This is a genomic window from Enterobacter huaxiensis, assembly GCF_003594935.2.
GTDB lineage: Bacteria > Pseudomonadota > Gammaproteobacteria > Enterobacterales > Enterobacteriaceae > Enterobacter > Enterobacter huaxiensis.
On sequence record NZ_CP043342.1, the window covers coordinates 4,291,756 to 4,307,464 of the forward strand.

The 15,709-nt window shown below is 59.0% G+C and carries 16 protein-coding genes; 3 read left to right on the top strand and 13 right to left on the bottom strand.

The annotated features are described in order from the left end of the window. Window positions 1-31: 31 nt before the first annotated feature. Complete coding sequence (gene nrdD / locus D5067_RS20430) at window positions 32-2,170, top strand: anaerobic ribonucleoside-triphosphate reductase (protein ID WP_119935770.1); 2,139 nt, start codon at window positions 32-34, stop codon at window positions 2,168-2,170. 128 nt (window positions 2,171-2,298) lie between these two features. Further along, the gene (gene nrdG, locus D5067_RS20435; protein WP_119935772.1) at window positions 2,299-2,763 is read left to right on the top strand and encodes an anaerobic ribonucleoside-triphosphate reductase-activating protein; all 465 of its coding nucleotides are present in this window, start codon (window positions 2,299-2,301) and stop codon (window positions 2,761-2,763) included. A gap of 32 nt (window positions 2,764-2,795) precedes the next feature. On the opposite strand, the gene D5067_RS20440 is transcribed toward nrdG, so the two are convergent. From D5067_RS20440 to pmbA, 12 genes are all read right to left on the bottom strand, one after another. Continuing rightward, window positions 2,796-4,706: a BglG family transcription antiterminator gene (locus tag D5067_RS20440; RefSeq protein ID WP_119935773.1), complete on the bottom strand. Its 1,911-nt coding sequence runs from the start codon at window positions 4,704-4,706 to the stop codon at window positions 2,796-2,798. Window positions 4,707-4,725: 19 nt separating this feature from the next. Further along, window positions 4,726-5,862 (bottom strand): lactonase family protein, encoded by a 1,137-nt coding sequence (locus tag D5067_RS20445; protein WP_119935774.1) that lies wholly within the window; start codon window positions 5,860-5,862, stop codon window positions 4,726-4,728. Between the two features lie 115 nt (window positions 5,863-5,977). Next, the gene (gene dagF, locus D5067_RS20450) at window positions 5,978-6,718 is read right to left on the bottom strand and encodes a 2-dehydro-3-deoxy-phosphogluconate aldolase (RefSeq protein WP_119935775.1); all 741 of its coding nucleotides are present in this window, start codon (window positions 6,716-6,718) and stop codon (window positions 5,978-5,980) included. Beyond that, complete coding sequence (locus tag D5067_RS20455) at window positions 6,715-7,833, bottom strand: DgaE family pyridoxal phosphate-dependent ammonia lyase (RefSeq protein WP_023334304.1); 1,119 nt, start codon at window positions 7,831-7,833, stop codon at window positions 6,715-6,717. Before D5067_RS20455 ends, dagF begins: the two co-directional genes overlap by 4 nt. After that, the gene (locus tag D5067_RS20460) at window positions 7,817-8,950 is read right to left on the bottom strand and encodes an amidohydrolase/deacetylase family metallohydrolase (RefSeq protein ID WP_119935776.1); all 1,134 of its coding nucleotides are present in this window, start codon (window positions 8,948-8,950) and stop codon (window positions 7,817-7,819) included. The genes D5067_RS20455 and D5067_RS20460 overlap by 17 nt, the downstream gene beginning before the upstream one ends. Before the next feature lie 42 nt (window positions 8,951-8,992). Next, window positions 8,993-9,634 (bottom strand): DUF4310 family protein, encoded by a 642-nt coding sequence (locus D5067_RS20465; RefSeq protein ID WP_006179056.1) that lies wholly within the window; start codon window positions 9,632-9,634, stop codon window positions 8,993-8,995. Between the two features lie 13 nt (window positions 9,635-9,647). Then, complete coding sequence (locus D5067_RS20470; protein WP_119935777.1) at window positions 9,648-10,424, bottom strand: DUF4311 domain-containing protein; 777 nt, start codon at window positions 10,422-10,424, stop codon at window positions 9,648-9,650. A 22-nt stretch (window positions 10,425-10,446) separates the two neighbouring features. After that, complete coding sequence (locus D5067_RS20475; RefSeq protein ID WP_119935778.1) at window positions 10,447-10,746, bottom strand: DUF4312 family protein; 300 nt, start codon at window positions 10,744-10,746, stop codon at window positions 10,447-10,449. Between the two features lie 2 nt (window positions 10,747-10,748). Further along, window positions 10,749-11,111: an SFCGS family glycine-rich protein gene (locus tag D5067_RS20480; protein WP_010427372.1), complete on the bottom strand. Its 363-nt coding sequence runs from the start codon at window positions 11,109-11,111 to the stop codon at window positions 10,749-10,751. A 10-nt stretch (window positions 11,112-11,121) separates the two neighbouring features. After that, a complete protein-coding gene (locus D5067_RS20485; protein ID WP_029484951.1) occupies window positions 11,122-11,460 on the bottom strand; it encodes a glycine dehydrogenase in 339 nt (112 codons plus the stop codon). A gap of 317 nt (window positions 11,461-11,777) precedes the next feature. Next, window positions 11,778-12,164, bottom strand: coding sequence for a cytochrome b562 (cybC, locus tag D5067_RS20490; protein WP_119935779.1), 387 nt, complete (start codon window positions 12,162-12,164; stop codon window positions 11,778-11,780). Window positions 12,165-12,202: 38 nt separating this feature from the next. Next, window positions 12,203-13,555 (bottom strand): metalloprotease PmbA, encoded by a 1,353-nt coding sequence (pmbA, locus tag D5067_RS20495; protein WP_119935780.1) that lies wholly within the window; start codon window positions 13,553-13,555, stop codon window positions 12,203-12,205. A 95-nt stretch (window positions 13,556-13,650) separates the two neighbouring features. Here pmbA and yjgA point away from each other — a divergent pair, with 95 nt between their 5' ends. Then, window positions 13,651-14,202 carry a ribosome biogenesis factor YjgA gene (gene yjgA / locus D5067_RS20500; protein WP_119935781.1) on the top strand — a complete coding sequence of 184 codons (552 nt, stop codon included), beginning with the start codon at window positions 13,651-13,653 and terminating at the stop codon, window positions 14,200-14,202. A 102-nt stretch (window positions 14,203-14,304) separates the two neighbouring features. Here yjgA and mpl read toward each other — a convergent pair whose 3' ends face one another. After that, a complete protein-coding gene (gene mpl / locus D5067_RS20505; protein ID WP_119935782.1) occupies window positions 14,305-15,684 on the bottom strand; it encodes a UDP-N-acetylmuramate:L-alanyl-gamma-D-glutamyl-meso-diaminopimelate ligase in 1,380 nt (459 codons plus the stop codon). Between the last annotated feature and the right edge of the window lie 25 nt (window positions 15,685-15,709).

Sequence of the window (15,709 nt, forward strand, 5' to 3'; positions counted from 1 at the left end):
GTGGATAACCTGTTTTTAAAATGGAGTGATCATGACACCGCATGTGATGAAACGTGATGGCTGTAAAGTGCCGTTTAAATCAGAGCGCATCAAAGAAGCCATTCTGCGTGCAGCTAAAGCAGCGGGAGTCGATGACGCAGATTACTGCGCCACCGTCGCAGAAATCGTTAGCAGCCAGATGAATGAACGCAGCCAGGTGGATATCAACGATATCCAGACCGCGGTTGAGAACCAGCTGATGTCTGGCCCGTACAAGCAGCTGGCGCGGGCCTATATTGAGTACCGTCACGATCGTGACGTCCAGCGTGAAAAGCGCGGCCGCCTGAACCAGGAAATTCGCGGTTTGGTCGAACAAACCAACTCATCGCTGCTCAATGAAAACGCCAATAAAGACAGCAAAGTGATCCCGACCCAGCGCGACCTGCTGGCCGGTATCGTGGCCAAGCACTATGCCCGTCAGCACCTGCTGCCGCGCGACGTGGTATCCGCGCACGAACGCGGTGAAATCCACTATCACGATCTCGACTACTCCCCGTTCTTCCCGATGTTCAACTGCATGCTCATCGACCTTAAGGGCATGTTGACCCACGGCTTTAAAATGGGTAACGCCGAGATTGAACCGCCAAAATCAATTTCCACCGCCACCGCCGTCACCGCGCAGATTATCGCCCAGGTCGCGAGCCACATTTACGGCGGCACCACCATCAACCGCATTGATGAAGTGCTGGCACCGTTCGTGACCGAAAGCTTTAACAAGCACCGCAAAACGGCGGAAGAGTGGCAAATCCCTGACGCCGACGGCTACGCGCACTCCCGTACCGAGAAAGAGTGCTACGACGCCTTCCAGTCACTGGAATACGAAGTAAACACGCTGCACACCGCTAACGGCCAGACGCCGTTTGTGACCTTCGGGTTTGGCCTCGGCACCAGCTGGGAATCCCGCCTGATTCAGCAGTCCATCCTGCGTAACCGTATTTCCGGCCTCGGCAAAAACCGCAAAACCGCGGTCTTCCCGAAGCTGGTATTCGCCATTCGCGACGGCCTGAACCACAAGTTTGGCGATCCGAACTACGACATCAAACAGCTGGCGCTGGAGTGCGCGAGCAAGCGCATGTATCCGGACATCCTGAACTACGATCAGGTCGTCAAAGTCACAGGTTCGTTTAAAACGCCTATGGGCTGCCGCAGCTTCCTCGGCGTATACGAAGATGAAAACGGCGAGCAGATCCACGACGGACGCAACAACCTGGGCGTGATCAGCCTGAACCTGCCGCGCATCGCGCTGGAAGCCAAAGGTAATGAACAGGCCTTCTGGACGCTGCTGGACGAACGCCTGCAGCTGGCGCGCAAAGCGCTGATGACCCGCATTGCCCGTCTGGAAGGGGTGAAAGCCCGCGTCGCGCCCATCCTCTATATGGAAGGCGCCTGCGGCGTGCGTCTGAAGGCGGACGATGACGTGTCGGAGATCTTCAAAAACGGTCGCGCGTCGATTTCGCTGGGCTATATCGGCATTCACGAAACCATCAACGCGCTGTTTGGCGACAAGCACGTGTACGACAGCGAGGCCCTGCGTGAGAAAGGCGTGGCGATTGTTCAGCGCCTGCGCGACGCGGTTGACCAGTGGAAAGACGAAACCGGCTACGGGTTCAGCCTCTACAGCACGCCAAGCGAGAACCTGTGCGACCGCTTCTGCCGCCTGGACGCCGCCGAGTTCGGCATCGTGGAAGGCGTGACCGACAAAGGTTACTACACCAACAGCTTCCACCTCGACGTGGAGAAGAAGGTGAACCCGTACGACAAAATCGACTTCGAAGCGGCCTATCCGCCGATCGCCAGCGGCGGGTTCATCTGCTACGGCGAGTACCCGAACATCCAGCACAACCTGAAGGCGCTGGAGGACGTGTGGGATTACAGCTACCAGCACGTACCGTATTACGGGACCAACACGCCAATCGACGAGTGCTACGAGTGCGGCTTTACCGGTGAGTTCGAGTGTACGAGCAAAGGCTTCACCTGCCCGAAATGCGGCAACCACGACGCGGCCCGCGTCTCCGTGACCCGCCGCGTGTGCGGCTATCTCGGCAGCCCTGATGCCCGTCCGTTTAACGCCGGGAAGCAGGAAGAGGTGAAGCGCCGCGTGAAGCATCTGGGGAATGGGCAGATCGGGTAAGTTCTGCGCGGGGTTCTCCCCCTCACCCTACCCCTCTCCCTCAAGGGAGAGGGAACTTTCCCCCCTCTCCCTGTGGGAGAGGGCCGGGGTGAGGGCATCAGCGCGCACAAACTCTCTGGGAATTTTCTATGCGATACCATCAATACTACCCCGTTGACATCGTCAACGGCCCCGGCACCCGCTGCACCCTGTTTGTTTCAGGCTGCGTCCACGAATGCCCCGGCTGCTACAACAAAAGCACCTGGCGCTTAAATTCCGGTATGCCGTTTACCGCTGAGATGGAAGACAAGATCGTCAACGACCTGAACGACACGCGCATTCACCGTCAGGGGATTTCCCTCTCCGGCGGCGACCCCCTTCACCCGCAAAACGTGCCGGATATCCTGAAGCTGGTGAAGCGCATTCGGGCAGAGTGTACGGGAAAAGATATCTGGGTCTGGACAGGCTACAGGCTGGATGAGCTGAACGCGCAGCAAATGGAAGTGGTGGATCTGATTAACGTGCTGGTCGACGGCAAATTCGTGCAGGATTTAAAAGACCCGGCGCTGATTTGGCGCGGCAGCAGCAACCAGGTTGTGCATCATCTGCGGTGAGCAAAGGCGGATGTTATCCGTCCGCCCTTACCTCAAAACCGACTCACACTCTCCATTGCCACCGCCTTAAACTCGGCAAAATCTCCGCAGCCACACAGCCGCGACATCGCCCGTTCACGCAGGAAGGTGACGAAAATATCGTAGATCGCCATCGCCTCTTCGTACTCGCTTTTGCTGATGGCAAGCAGGAAGATGACGTGCGCGGTTTCATCGCCCCACTGAATGCCCTGCGGCGCCAGCACCGTATAGACCACCGTTTTCTGCGCTAAAAGGCCGAGTGAGTGCGGCAGCGCAATACCGTCGCCGAGCATGGTGCTGACGATGGCTTCACGCTCGATAACCGAATCCAGAAACTCCGCGCCAACGAAACCTTCGCCTTCGAGCTGCTCGCACAGCTCGCGGAACAGCGTTTGCTGGTCAACGGGCGTGTCGATAATACGGAAATGGGCCGCGTCGAAGTATTTATCCAGCATCCACGGTCGGGTGCGGTCCACCAGCACCAGCTTGCCGATCTGCTCTAACTGATAGTCTGTCGGGAACGGGGCGATCGTCACCACCGGCTTAGACTTTTCGCTCACGCGGGCGGTGGCGATCACGAAGTCTTCGCCGATGGATTCGGCCAATTCGTACTCGCGCAGGGTGAGCGTGCGCGTGACCTCAATTTGCGGATATTTGCGCTGCAGCACCGCTTCAATCATGCGGACCATGGCATTACCGGCGTCGCACACCAGCAGCACGCGGGGCTGGCGCTGGTAGCCAATGTTGTAGTGGCGCTCCAGCCCGACGCCGATATGCAGCACCAGGAAGCCAATCTCGTTTTCGCTGATCACATACGGCGTGTATTTACCCCAGCTCGACACCGCCGCGAGCGTCATGTCCCACGCCATCGGGTAGTGTTGCTTGATGTTATCCAGCAGCGGGTTGGGGATCATAATTTGATACCGCACGCGGGTGATCATGGTTTTGATGTGCGTGAGCAGGTCCGCGTGCAGCTGTTCGTCGCTGAGCAGGTTGTAGTTATAGTGGGTGTTGATGTAGCGCAGGATGTAGTTGACCAGCGCCTCGTCGTCGTCGGCGTTAATGGCGCTCGGGGCAATCTCCTGAATCTGCCGCGCCGCAATGTGCACGCAGAGCCAGCTCTCTTCGGACGGCGACAGCGCTTTGCCCGCCAGCTGCTGAATAGTGACGGCGATATCCTTCGCCGCCTCGCGCACGTTCTCCTCCACGTCTTCGGCGTGGAATTCCGGCAGCGGATAGCCCTCGCTGATGCGCCGCACCGACACCGCGCAGTAAAGACGCAGGAACAGCTCGCCTTCGTCGGTCAGGCGGATGTGATGGCGCGTCAGCGCATCGTGCAGCACGGGCACCATCTGTTCCGCGACGCCTGCATTCAGCGCAACGTCAGTCACCAGCGGGTTCAGGCTGTCCTGCTGCGCCAGCTCCCACAGGAGGTCGGTGAGGCAGGCGCGGGTCGCCATCTCGCTGCCAAACAGCTTCATGCCGTGGCGCGGACGGGTTTCCAGCGTCAGGTGATAGCGATGGAACCACTCGCGCACTTCCACCATGTCGCTTTGCAGCGTGGCGCGGCTGACGAACCACTCGTCCGCCAGATCTTCCAGCTTGAGGGAAAATGCCGAAGTGAGAAAACGCACCACCAGATAGTGCACGCGCTCGGGACCGGTCCGGGGGATGCGCAGCGCGCGCGGGTGGGTTGCCTGCAATTGCTGATAACGTTCAGCGTCGTCAATTTTGAGCTGATAGCCGTTGCCGCGGCTGAGAATAAACTGCGCGCCGTGGCTTGCCAGCAGCGCGTTCAGGGCGGTGATATCAGCACGGACGGTTCGCGTGGAGACCGACAGCCGCTGCGCCAGCTCGTCCTGCGGCAGCGTCTCGTTTTGCAACAGGTCGAAAAGTTGCGCTAAACGTTGGTTCGGGAATCGCACGTCGTTGTCCTCTTACTGCTTAGGGTGAAATGACCATCTGGGATGGACTGCCGACCGGGGTATAGTCTGGCTCAAAGCTTAGCTTGCCGTCCTGACCCACGCGGAAACGGGTAATGTTGTCGCTGCGCTGGTTCATGACGTACAGCCAGCGCCCCTGTTTATCGAGCGTCAGGGTGCGCGGGTAATCACCCCGCGTCCACACGTCGTCCTGATGCGTCAGCGTGCCATCCGCTGTTACGGTAAAGTGCCCGATGCTGTTATGCAAACGGTTAGCCACATACAGCTGTTTACCGTCGGCGCTTAATGCCAGCCCGGCGGCAAAGCTGGTGCCTTTGTAACCTTCCGGCAGGGCCGAGAGCGTTTTGCCCTCTTTCAGCGTGCCGTTTGCCGTCACGGCATAATGGGTCAGCGTAGATGCCTCTTCGTTAATCAGCCACAGGCCATCCCCTTTTGGCGTGAAGACGAAGTGACGCGGCCCGGCCCCTTTTGAGGAGGCGCTGATAAACGGCGGATCGTTCGGGGTCAGCTTCCCTGTTCGATCGTCAAAACGGTACTGGTAGATACGATCCAGCCCCAGATCGGTGGAAAACACGTACTTGCCGCTCGGATCGGCGGCGATCATGTGCGCATGCGGGCCGTTGTGATCGCTGATGGCGAAACTCCCCTCCGCCGCGGCTTCCGGTTTTGCCGCACCCGGCTCGCCCCGATCCTGATGTTTATCCGTGGCGTCACCCAGCCTGCCGTCTGCGTTGACGGGCAGAACGGCAATCGATCCGCTGACGTAGTTCGCCACCAGCAGGTGCTGGCCGTTCGGCGTCAGGGAAAGGTACACCGGCCCCGCACCGCCGGATGCCGCCTGATTCTGCTCGCTTAGCTCGCCGTTTTCGCCCACGCGCAATGCCTGCACCACGCCCTGCTCCACTTCGCTTGCCAGATAGAGCGTTTTGCCGTCGCGAGAGACGGCCAGCTGCGCGGCGTTCGGCAGCGTGCTCACCAGCGTTCTATTCGCCAGCGCGCCGCTTTGCGGGTCAACGGTAAAGCGGTACAGCCCTTCACCGTTGGGGTTGTAGGTGCCCACCCAGGCGTATTGCGTCTGGGCGACTGCGGCGGTAGCAAGTAAAGAGAGTGAAGCGACGAGCAGGTTACGGGTGTGCATGGTGGCTCCTTCGGGTGTGTGCGGTGTGTTTCCCCTCACCCCAGCCCTCTCCCAAAGGGAGAGGGGGTAAAGGTTCCCTCTCCCTGTGGGAGAGGGTTAGGGTGAGGGGCAGGTTCTACTTCACCAGCTTCTTCGTCATCGCAAGCAGCGTGCGCACGTCTTCCGGGCGCGTGTCGCCGCTGGCCTTGTCGATAATCGAGCTGTAGATATGCGGGATGATTTTGCTCACGCCCGCGTCGAGGGCGATCTGCAGGATCTCCTCATAGTTTTCCAGATCGATACCTCCGGTCGGCTCCAGCCAGAAGTCGTGACGGGCGCAGGCTTCCGCCACCGCTTTGTACTCGTCGCGGCATTTCAGGCCGCCCATCGGGAAGTATTTGATGGAGCTGCCGCCGAAATCTTTCAGCAGGGCAATCGCGGTTTCAACCGGCACGATGCCGTCCGGGGCCGTGCTGCTCAGCGGGCCGGTGGAGATTTTCACCATCCCGACGGTGCCGGTCGGCGAGACCAGACCGTTGACCACGGACTCATTCTGCCCCAGCAGCGCGCGGCTGGTGGCCACGCCGGTGAAGACCTGGTTGACGTGCTGAGGCTGCACCTGACGAGAGATTTCACTCACCATCGCCGACTGGTTCGGATCGCCCGCGCCCAGCCCAACGGAGAGCGCATTATCAATCAGCGCCGCGTATTCGCGCATATCCGCAACCGCGCTTGCCACGTCCGGGTAATTTTTGGAGAGCACGCCCACCAGCACGTGGCCTTCCGCCGCTTCGTAAATGGCGCTGGCGTTGGCTTTAGAACCTGCCAGCACGTTCAGGCAGACGCGGTCACGGTAAAAATTGGGGGTCAGTTTCATGCATTTTTCTCCTGTCCTAACACTTCGCTAATGCGGCGGTACACGATGTTCAGCTGGTCAGCATTCACGCTGCGCACGTCCGCTTCGATAATCCCTTCGTTAGCCTTGTATCCGCGGAAGTAAATGGCGTATTCGCCCTGCTTCAGCTTCGCTACCAGGTCACCGGTTCCGACGCCGGTCGTGGCTTCGTCGAACTTAATCTCGGTGCGGGCGATATCGCGACCCGCGCTGTCCCAGACCACGCGCGCCGTCACGCCGTTCAGGGTGTTGAGCGCGTCGATAAACGGCGTCATCTTCGCCACCATCTCGGCCCCGCTCTCTTTGGTCGCCGTCAGGTAGTGTTCGATGGCGCAGGTCAGGCCCAGGATACCCTCTTTGCCCACCTTCATCGCGCGGCCAATGCCCGCCGTCTGGCGTTTCACCCATTCAACATATTGAGTTTTGCCGATCACCAGCCCGCTGGTTGGCCCTTCAATCGCCTTCGCGCCGCTGTAGATCACCAGATCCGCGCCGGAGCGGTAGTACGCGTGCAGATCTTCTTCCGCCGCCGCATCGACGATCAGCGGGAGGTCGTGCTTGCGCGCCACCACCGCCGCCTGCTCGACGCTGAGCATGCTTTTCTGCACGCAGTGGTGCGATTTGATATAGAGGATCGCCGCGGTGCGCGGGGTAATCGCCGCCGCCAGCTGATCGGCAGAGCATTCGTTGGCGTAGCCCGCTTCCACCAGCCTGCCGCCGCCCAGCGCCACCATGGTGCCCACCGGCGCGCCAAAGTTTACGTTGTGGCCTTTCGGCAGGACGATCTCGTTATTCTCGATTGGAGTGACGTGCAGGTTTTCCAGCAGCCAGTCGCTGTCCTTCACCAGCACCGCCGCCACCGACTGGGCAATGCCCGCCGACGCGCAGGAGACTACCGTTGCGCCTTCTACATCCAGCAGCTTCGCGATGTATTCCCCGGTTTTATTAACCAGATCCTTCATCTCGAAGTACTCATTCATGCCGTCCATTGCCGCCTGCACCACTTCCGGGCGCGGCGTGGAGACACCCAGCGCCGTCATGCGGCCGGAGGTGTTGATAACCTGCTTTAAGTTGTACTTCTCATAAATCGAAGGCATGTTCCGTGCTCCCTTGTTCGGTCATGTAGCCCTTGCCCGCGCGGATCGCGGCAAGCGGCACCAGAATGTGTTCAGCCTGCAGGCTGTCGTTTTCAGCATCCGTCAGCACAGTCGGCTGACGCTTAAGCGTGAACAGCGTCAGGTCGGCGTCGAGGCCAGGCTGAATGCGGCCCTTGCGCGCCAGGCGCAGGCCGTCGGCGGCGTTCGCGGTCACGCAGTCAATCACCTGCGGCAGCGACATGCCGATGGCGAGGAATTTCGACATCACGCTTGCCAGCGAGCCGACCGGGCCGTTGATGCGGTTGCGACAGTAGATGTCCGAGCTGATGGTGTGCGGCAGGATGCCCATCGCGATGGCGCGTTTCGCCACCTCAAAGCTAAAGCTCGCCGTACCGTGCCCGACGTCCAGGCGCACGCCGCGCTTCAGGGCGGAGGTGATGGAGGCGCGCAGCTCGCCGGAGGGCGTCAGAATGCGGTTAGGCTTGCCGTTGTAGCAGTGGGTGATGATGTCGCCTGAACTGAGCAGTTCGGCAATTTCGTCGAGGTTCGGCGGGTTGTTACCGATATGCACCATCAGCGGCAGGTCGCCGTTCTCTTTCTGAATGGCTTTCGCGCGCTCCAGCGGCGTGATGCCGTTTTCACCGACCACGCTGCTGCTCATGCGCGCCTTCAGGCCGACGATAAAATCAGGGTGGCGCGTCACCGCCTGCTTCACCGCATCGGCGTCAATGTTCGCCATGTTGGCCAGTTCGTTCTGGGCAATCAGCCCCACGCGGGAGATGTTCAGCAGGGCAAACACCTCGGTGGAAGCCTTGCGGGTGATAGCGTAAAAATCGTCTACGTCGTCGGCGCCGGTGCTGCCCGCGTCCACCACGGTGGTCACGCCGGTCGCAATGCCCACGCTGTCCGGTTCGTCGTGGTAAATGGGGGAGTTCGGGTAGCAGTGAACGTGGGAGTCAATCCAGCCTGCGCTGACGAATACCTCGCCGTTCAGCTCAACCGTTTTATGCGCGGGGGCGTTAATCTCGCCCAGCGCCGCGATCTTCCCGTCCTGAATGGCGATATCGGTCAGGGTATCGTCGGCAAGGCGCGCACGGCGCAGGAGTAAATCAAACATGAGGATCTCCTGATAAGGCGGGCGCCTGAGCGCCCGCGGGTATTAAAGGGCGACCGGGAACAGCCAGCCCAACAGCATTGCACCGAGGATCGCACCGCCGGTAATCGGCTTCTGCCAGATGTAGAACAGCAGTGCGCCCAGCAGGGAACCGACGCCGATCGGGATGGAAGCGGTCATGGCGCTGAGGATAATCAACGGCCCGAGGAAGCGGCCGGAGGCGTTACCTGCGCCCATCATCACGTCTGCACCGTAGGTGGAGTTGCTCTGGTTGATGGTGAACTTACGCGCCAGAATGATGACGTAGCCAATCGCCAGACCAATCACCAGGCCGGTGATCAGCGCGGCAATGAAGTTGGTCACCGGGAACATAATGCCCGCGCCCAGCAGCAGCGCCGGAACGCCAAGGCCCACGCCGGTCTGGATGGCGCCGCCGATATCAAGAATACCGACCAGAGACCCTTCGATAATGCGGGCGAACAGGAAGCTGGCGCCGAATGCCGCCACCGCGCCGTACACGCCGGTATCCATCCCCGCTTTCAGCATCGCCACGAAGGCCACTTCGTTAAACGCGCCGATGCCGTAGAGGTAGTACATGTGCGTCCCGGCGAAGACGCCGGAGGAGAGCAGGCCAACGAAGATCGGGAACGACCAGTCGGCATACCAAAAACCTTTATTCTGTTCCATTTAGAGGCTCCTGTTATTTACCGCTGAGCGAGTTGTGGATCATGTCGAGCCAGTTCGGCACCGTCAGATGGAAGGATTCGATCATCTTCATGTCGAAGCCGCGGAAGAAACCGCTCAGCACGAAGAGCAGGACGATCGCCGCCATCATCACTTTGGTGACGTGGTTCCAGCCGCTCTCTTCGACGCCTTTACCGATCAGAATGCCCAGCACCAGGCCCGGCACGGCGTTACCCATGATCAGCTGCGCGGCGCCGCCGAACACGGTGGCCCAGAAGCCGGACTTTTTACCCGCGTCGATAGCCGCCAGCCAGAAGATCACCGGCATCACGGTGTTCACCAGCAGGTTAGCCGCCGGTACCAGCACCTTCACGGCGGTGACCTGAAGCGCAGCCGGAACGGAGGAGGCGGTCAGGTTCAGGAAGGTGACGACAACCATGCCAATCACGCCGCAGGCAATCGCCATTTTACGGGGATCGTGCAGCGTTTCGCCGACGTTACGGTTTTTAATCATCAGAGCAGCAGCACCCCAGTTCGGGATGATGCGGTGGTCAACGTCCTGTGTGAAGGCACCTGCGGCCACGGAAGAGGCCCAGGCGTTAAAGAAGAAGCCTAACCCAAAGGAGAAGTGAGACGCCGGATCCCCTTCGCAGGAGTTCAGCTCCCCCAACGTACGAAACGCGCCCATACCCTGAGTGGTAGGCGCATGAAACATGCGTGCAGCCCCGGCTCCGACACCGACGCCAACCAGGCCGCCAATGATGAGCGATTTTATTAATATAATTAAGAACATCAGTCTGCCCTTTTATGAATAATCAGCGTTGCGTGACGAAATCCACCTGGTCGTGATTGATGGCGGTCACGTTGACGGTCACATCCAGCTCCACGCTGTAGGTGCGTCTTTCCCGGCGCATAAAGAAGAACAGAAAAGCTTCTTTGCGCACCGCTTCTTGCGCCTGAACGACCTGCACATCCTGTGGCTCAATACGCAGTAAGATATGCGGTGAGGCTTTCATCACCGCGGCCTGAACGTGGTTGAGCGCGTCGGCAAAGGCGCGCGCTTTGGCGTCGCCTTTCCCCTTCACTCTCACCGTGGTTGTGAACTGTTCTTTCATGCTTATGCGCCGTATTTCTTCTGCCACGCCTGTACCAGACGCTCGCCCAGCTCTTCTTTATCCATAAAGCCGAAGCCCAGCACGTTGCAGCCTTCATTGATGGCGGTTACGCCCTCTTCCACGGAACGCATGCCGTATTTGGCCTTGTAGCCATATTTGGTCTGCGCCGTGATGGCACCCGCGCCGCCGCTGCCGCAGAAGGAGATGCCGAAGGTGGCGTTTTCCGCCTTCATCATGTCGCCCAGCTTCATGTCCGCGGCCATGCCCGGTACGACAACCGCGCGCCCGCCCGCTTTTTCGACACCGGCTGCCACTTTCTGACCTTTGCCCAGGCGATCGCCAATCACGACTGTAATCTGTTCCATGTGTTGCTCCTTAAAGGTTGTCTTTCGCGACTTCGAAGTGAACGGAGAGCAGCCAGGCTTCTTCATCAGGAAGGTTGCCAAACTGCGCTACCACTTCACGGGCAAGTTGCATTGAATCTGGTGAAATTTCGTCGAACAGCTCCGCTTCAACCTCCGGCAGCGGCTCGCCGGTCACGGACCGGTGCGCCATCGCGCGAACGTGGGAGGTCAGCATCTGCTCCTGCACTGCGTTAGGGATGATGTCGTGCCGGGCCAGCAGGGCATAAACCTGCTGCAGCATGGTGTTAGCGAGCTGCTCTGTGTGCAGCGCCTGTTCCCCAACGTCGTTCATTACCGCTCCGTTAATCACTGGTCTTACCCCGTTAATGGCTCTGGAATAAAACTAACGTTGCAGGGGGATTGTTTGTAGCGAGTTGTTTTCCACTTCGAAGTGGAAAGGCGAGCAGCAGCAGTGATCTGTGCCACATAATTGGGGTGAATCTGGATAAATCGCTGTATTTACGTGATGAATGTCACGCATTCCCGCGGTAAAACGCGCGCCGGGGAAACGAAAACGTTCAGGCGTGGTGACGCAAAAATGTGATGGCGATAGGGTTTACTTATTACCGCGCAAAAAAAAACGGGGGCCACTGGCCCCCGCTGGTTGTTTGTTTGATGCGCGATCGATTAACGGTATTTCTTGTGATACGTGTTGCGGGTCGTCACAAACTGGTCGGCTGCCGCCTGGGCTTCCTTCACTTTACCTTCGTTTGCCAGCTTCAGCGCGCCGTCGATCTGGCCGACCAGCACGTCAAAGCCGTGGCGGTAGTCTTTCATCTCGGCGCTGTCTGGCGCCTTGCTTTCCAGCTTCGGCGGGGTCGCTTTTTGCGCGTCCAGTGCCGCTTCGCGCATTTTGGTCAGTGCGTCTTTCATGTCCGCCGCATTGTCCGTTTTCTGCACTACCTTCAGGTTTTCACTGAGGATGTCCATGTTGTCTTCAAGATCGGCGGCAAACGCAGACGAGCCAAGAATCAGCGTTGAAGCCGCGACGATCGCTAACAGGTGTTTACGCATTGCTCACTTCCTTTTTTATTATTAACAAAACGCTCTCTTTACTGACCCGCAATTTTCATTTCGGGAAGAAGTACAGAACCACACTGTATATTGCTTCGTGTTTCAATATCGTTACCGACCGTAACGATGTTGCGCCACATGTCCTTCAGGTTACCGGCGATGGTGATTTCGCTCACCGGATATTGAATTTCGCCGTTTTCAACCCAGAAGCCTGCCGCGCCGCGCGAGTAGTCGCCGGTGATGCCGCTTACGCCCTGGCCCATCAGTTCGGTTACGACCAGGCCGGTGCCCATCTCTTTGAGCATCTGCTCAAAGCTCAGGCCCTGACCGGCAATGCGCCAGTTGTGGATGCCGCCAGCGTGTCCGGTGCTTTTCAGCCCCAGCTTGCGCGCGGAGTAGTTAGTAAGCAGCCACTGGGTCAGCACGCCATCTTTGATGATGTCACGACGTTCGGTGCGCACGCCTTCGCTGTCGAACGGCGTGGAGGCCAGCCCTTTCAGCAGGTGCGGATGTTCTTCGATGGTCAGCCATTCAGGCAGGATCTGCTTGCCCAGCGAGTCGAGCAGGAAGGTCGATTTACGGTACACCGAGCCGCCCGCGATCGCGCCCACCAGATGGCCAAACAGGCCGGTTGCCACTTCATTGGCAAAAATCACCGGGGCCTTCATGGTAGAGAGTTTGCGCGGCGACAGGCGCGACAGCGTGCGCTCGGCACACTCTTTACCCACCCACTCAGGAGACTGCAAATCCCCCAGCGCGCGGCCAATGGTGTAGGCGTAGTCACGCTCCATGTCGCCGTTCTCTTCGGCGATGACGCAGCTGGAGAGCGAGTGGCGGGTTGAGCAGTAGCCCTGCAGCATGCCGTGGCTGTTACCGAACACTTTGATGCCGTAGTGGCTGTTAAAGCTGCCGCCTTCGGTATTGGTGATGCGCTTATCGGCCTGCAGGGAAGCCTGCTCGGCACGCGCCGCCATCTCGATCGCTTCATCCGGCGTCACTTCCGCCGGGTGGAAAAGATCGAGATCCGGGGCGTCGAAGGCCAGCAGATCTTTATCCGCCACGCCTGCGTAAGGATCCGGGGAGGTATAACGGGCGATATCCAGCGCCGCCTGCACCGTACGGGCAATGGCATCCGGGCTGAGATCGGTCGATGACGCACTGCCTTTGCGATTCTGGTGATACACCGTGATCCCCAGCGCGCCATCGCTGTTGAATTCGACATTCTCCACTTCGCCATAGCGGGTGCTCACGCTGATGCCGGTGGTTTTGCTGACCGCCACTTCGGCGCCATCTGATTTTTCTGAAGCAAGCATCAGCGCGGTGGAGACGGCTTCTTCCAGAATCTTACGCTGCGCTTCAACTTGTGAGGTTACTTTCATCGCAAATGCCATACTGTAAGAGAGAGTTATCTGAAGTCTAACAGAGAACCGTTTTTCAGTGCGCGTCTTAACTGGTAACATTAGCCTCTTTTTTTAAGGAGCCTGACATGACTAAGCAGCCCGAAGACTGGCTCGACGACGTTCCCGGTGATGACATCGAAGACGAAGATGATGAGATCATCTGGGTCAGTAAAAGTGAAATTAAACGTGACGCCGAAGAGTTAAAACAGCTTGGTGCGGAACTGGTAGAACTGGGTAAAAACGCCCTGGATAAGATCCCGCTCGAACAGGATCTGCGTGATGCCATTGAACTGGCACAGAAAATCAAAAAAGAAGGCCGTCGTCGCCAGCTTCAGCTTATCGGTAAAATGCTGCGTCAGCGCGACGTTGAACCGATCCGCCAGGCGCTGGACAAGCTGAAAAACCGCCACAACCAGCAGGTTGCGTTTTTCCATAAGCTTGAGCAGATCCGCGATCGTCTGATTGAAAAAGGCGATGATGCCGTACCTGAAGTGCTGAACCTGTGGCCGGATGCCGACCGCCAGCAGCTGCGTTCTCTGATCCGCAACGCGAAGAAAGAGAAAGAAGGGAATAAGCCGCCGAAGTCTGCGCGCCTGATTTTCCAGTATCTGCGCGAGCTGTCTGAGCACGACGAGTAATCCGTGCGGTTTTGCGCCGGATGGCGGCGTAAACGCCTTATCCGGCCTACAAGGTCATGCAAAATGTAGGCCCGGTAAGCGCAAGCGCCACCGGGCTTTTTTTTACTCTACGGCGGCCGCTTCCGCTTTCTTCGCCAGACCGTCCAGCAGCTTCTGATGGATGCCACCGAACCCGCCGTTGCTCATTACCAGAATATGGTCACCGGGCTGCGCGGTTTTCACCACCATATCTGCCAGGGCATCAACGTCCGCACTCCAGTGCGCAGGCTGAATACAGGCGTCGGCGACTTCCGCCACCTGCCACGGAATATGCTGCGGCTGCAGCAGGAAGACTTCATCGGCGCGCCCTAAGGACGGTGCGAGGTCGTCTTTGCAGATGCCCATCTTCATGGTGTTTGAGCGCGGCTCCAGCACCGCAAGAATGCGGGCAGTACCGCCCACTTTACCGCGCAGGGCGGCAAGCGTTGCCAGAATCGCCGTTGGGTGGTGGGCGAAATCGTCATATACCGTCACGCCATTCGCTTCACCGCGCAGCTCCAGACGGCGGCGGGCGTTAATGAACGATCCCAGCGCATTGGCCGCATCCGCCGGCAGCACGCCCACGTGACGCGCGGCGGCAATCGCCATCAGGCCGTTGTGCATGTTGTGCTCGCCTACCAGGCCCCACTTCACCTCGCCCACTTTTTCACCGTCGAGCAGCACTTCCCACTCGGAGGCATCCGCGTTGAGCTTTTTCGCCTGCCAGTGGCCCTGCTCGCCCACCAGCTCCTGCTCGCTCCAGCAGCCCATCGCCATCGTCTGCTTCAGGTTGATGTCGTTCTCCGGCAGGATGATACGGCCCTGCCCCGGCACGATGCGCACCAGGTGGTGGAACTGCTTCTGAATCGCCTTCAGGTCGTCAAAGATATCCGCATGATCGAACTCAAGGTTGTTGAGGATCAGCGTGCGCGGGCAGTAATGGACAAACTTGGAGCGCTTGTCAAAGAATGCGCAGTCGTACTCATCGGCTTCGATCACGAAGAACGGGCTGTCGCCCAGGCGTGCAGAAACATCGAAATTACCCGGTACGCCGCCGATGACGAAGCCCGGCTTGTAGCCACAGGCTTCGAGGATCCAGGTGGCCATTCCGGCGGTGGTGGTTTTACCGTGCGTACCCGCGACGGCGACAACCCAGCGGTCGCGCAGCACGAAATCATGCAGCCACTGTGGGCCTGACATGAACGGAATATTGCGTTCCAGTACCGCCTCAACGCACGGGTTGCCTCGGGTCATGGCGTTGCCAATGATCACCAGGTCCGGCTCAGGATCCAGCTGGCTGGCGTCATATCCCTGAATCAGAGAGATCCCCTGCTTCTCCAGAAGCGTGCTCATCGGCGGATACACATTGGCGTCCGAACCTGTCACTTCATGGCCCAGCGAGCGCGCCAGCATTGCCAGCCCGCCCATGAAAGTGCCACAAATCCCCAATATATGAATGCGCATACGTCACTATCCTTCTTCAATGTGG

Excerpts from the sequence above, each read along its gene's own strand:
- nrdD (WP_119935770.1), top strand. The coding sequence starts at position 32 with ATGACACCGCATGTGATGAAACGTGATGGCTGTAAAGTGCCGTTTAAA.
- nrdG (WP_119935772.1), top strand. The coding sequence starts at position 2,299 with ATGCGATACCATCAATACTACCCCGTTGACATCGTCAACGGCCCCGGC.
- D5067_RS20445 (WP_119935774.1), bottom strand. The coding sequence starts at position 5,862 with ATGCACACCCGTAACCTGCTCGTCGCTTCACTCTCTTTACTTGCTACC.
- dagF (WP_119935775.1), bottom strand. The coding sequence starts at position 6,718 with ATGAAACTGACCCCCAATTTTTACCGTGACCGCGTCTGCCTGAACGTG.
- D5067_RS20455 (WP_023334304.1), bottom strand. The coding sequence starts at position 7,833 with ATGCCTTCGATTTATGAGAAGTACAACTTAAAGCAGGTTATCAACACC.
- D5067_RS20460 (WP_119935776.1), bottom strand. The coding sequence starts at position 8,950 with ATGTTTGATTTACTCCTGCGCCGTGCGCGCCTTGCCGACGATACCCTG.
- D5067_RS20465 (WP_006179056.1), bottom strand. The coding sequence starts at position 9,634 with ATGGAACAGAATAAAGGTTTTTGGTATGCCGACTGGTCGTTCCCGATC.
- D5067_RS20470 (WP_119935777.1), bottom strand. The coding sequence starts at position 10,424 with ATGTTCTTAATTATATTAATAAAATCGCTCATCATTGGCGGCCTGGTT.
- D5067_RS20475 (WP_119935778.1), bottom strand. The coding sequence starts at position 10,746 with ATGAAAGAACAGTTCACAACCACGGTGAGAGTGAAGGGGAAAGGCGAC.
- D5067_RS20480 (WP_010427372.1), bottom strand. The coding sequence starts at position 11,111 with ATGGAACAGATTACAGTCGTGATTGGCGATCGCCTGGGCAAAGGTCAG.
- cybC (WP_119935779.1), bottom strand. The coding sequence starts at position 12,164 with ATGCGTAAACACCTGTTAGCGATCGTCGCGGCTTCAACGCTGATTCTT.
- pmbA (WP_119935780.1), bottom strand. The coding sequence starts at position 13,555 with ATGGCATTTGCGATGAAAGTAACCTCACAAGTTGAAGCGCAGCGTAAG.
- yjgA (WP_119935781.1), top strand. The coding sequence starts at position 13,651 with ATGACTAAGCAGCCCGAAGACTGGCTCGACGACGTTCCCGGTGATGAC.
- mpl (WP_119935782.1), bottom strand. The coding sequence starts at position 15,684 with ATGCGCATTCATATATTGGGGATTTGTGGCACTTTCATGGGCGGGCTG.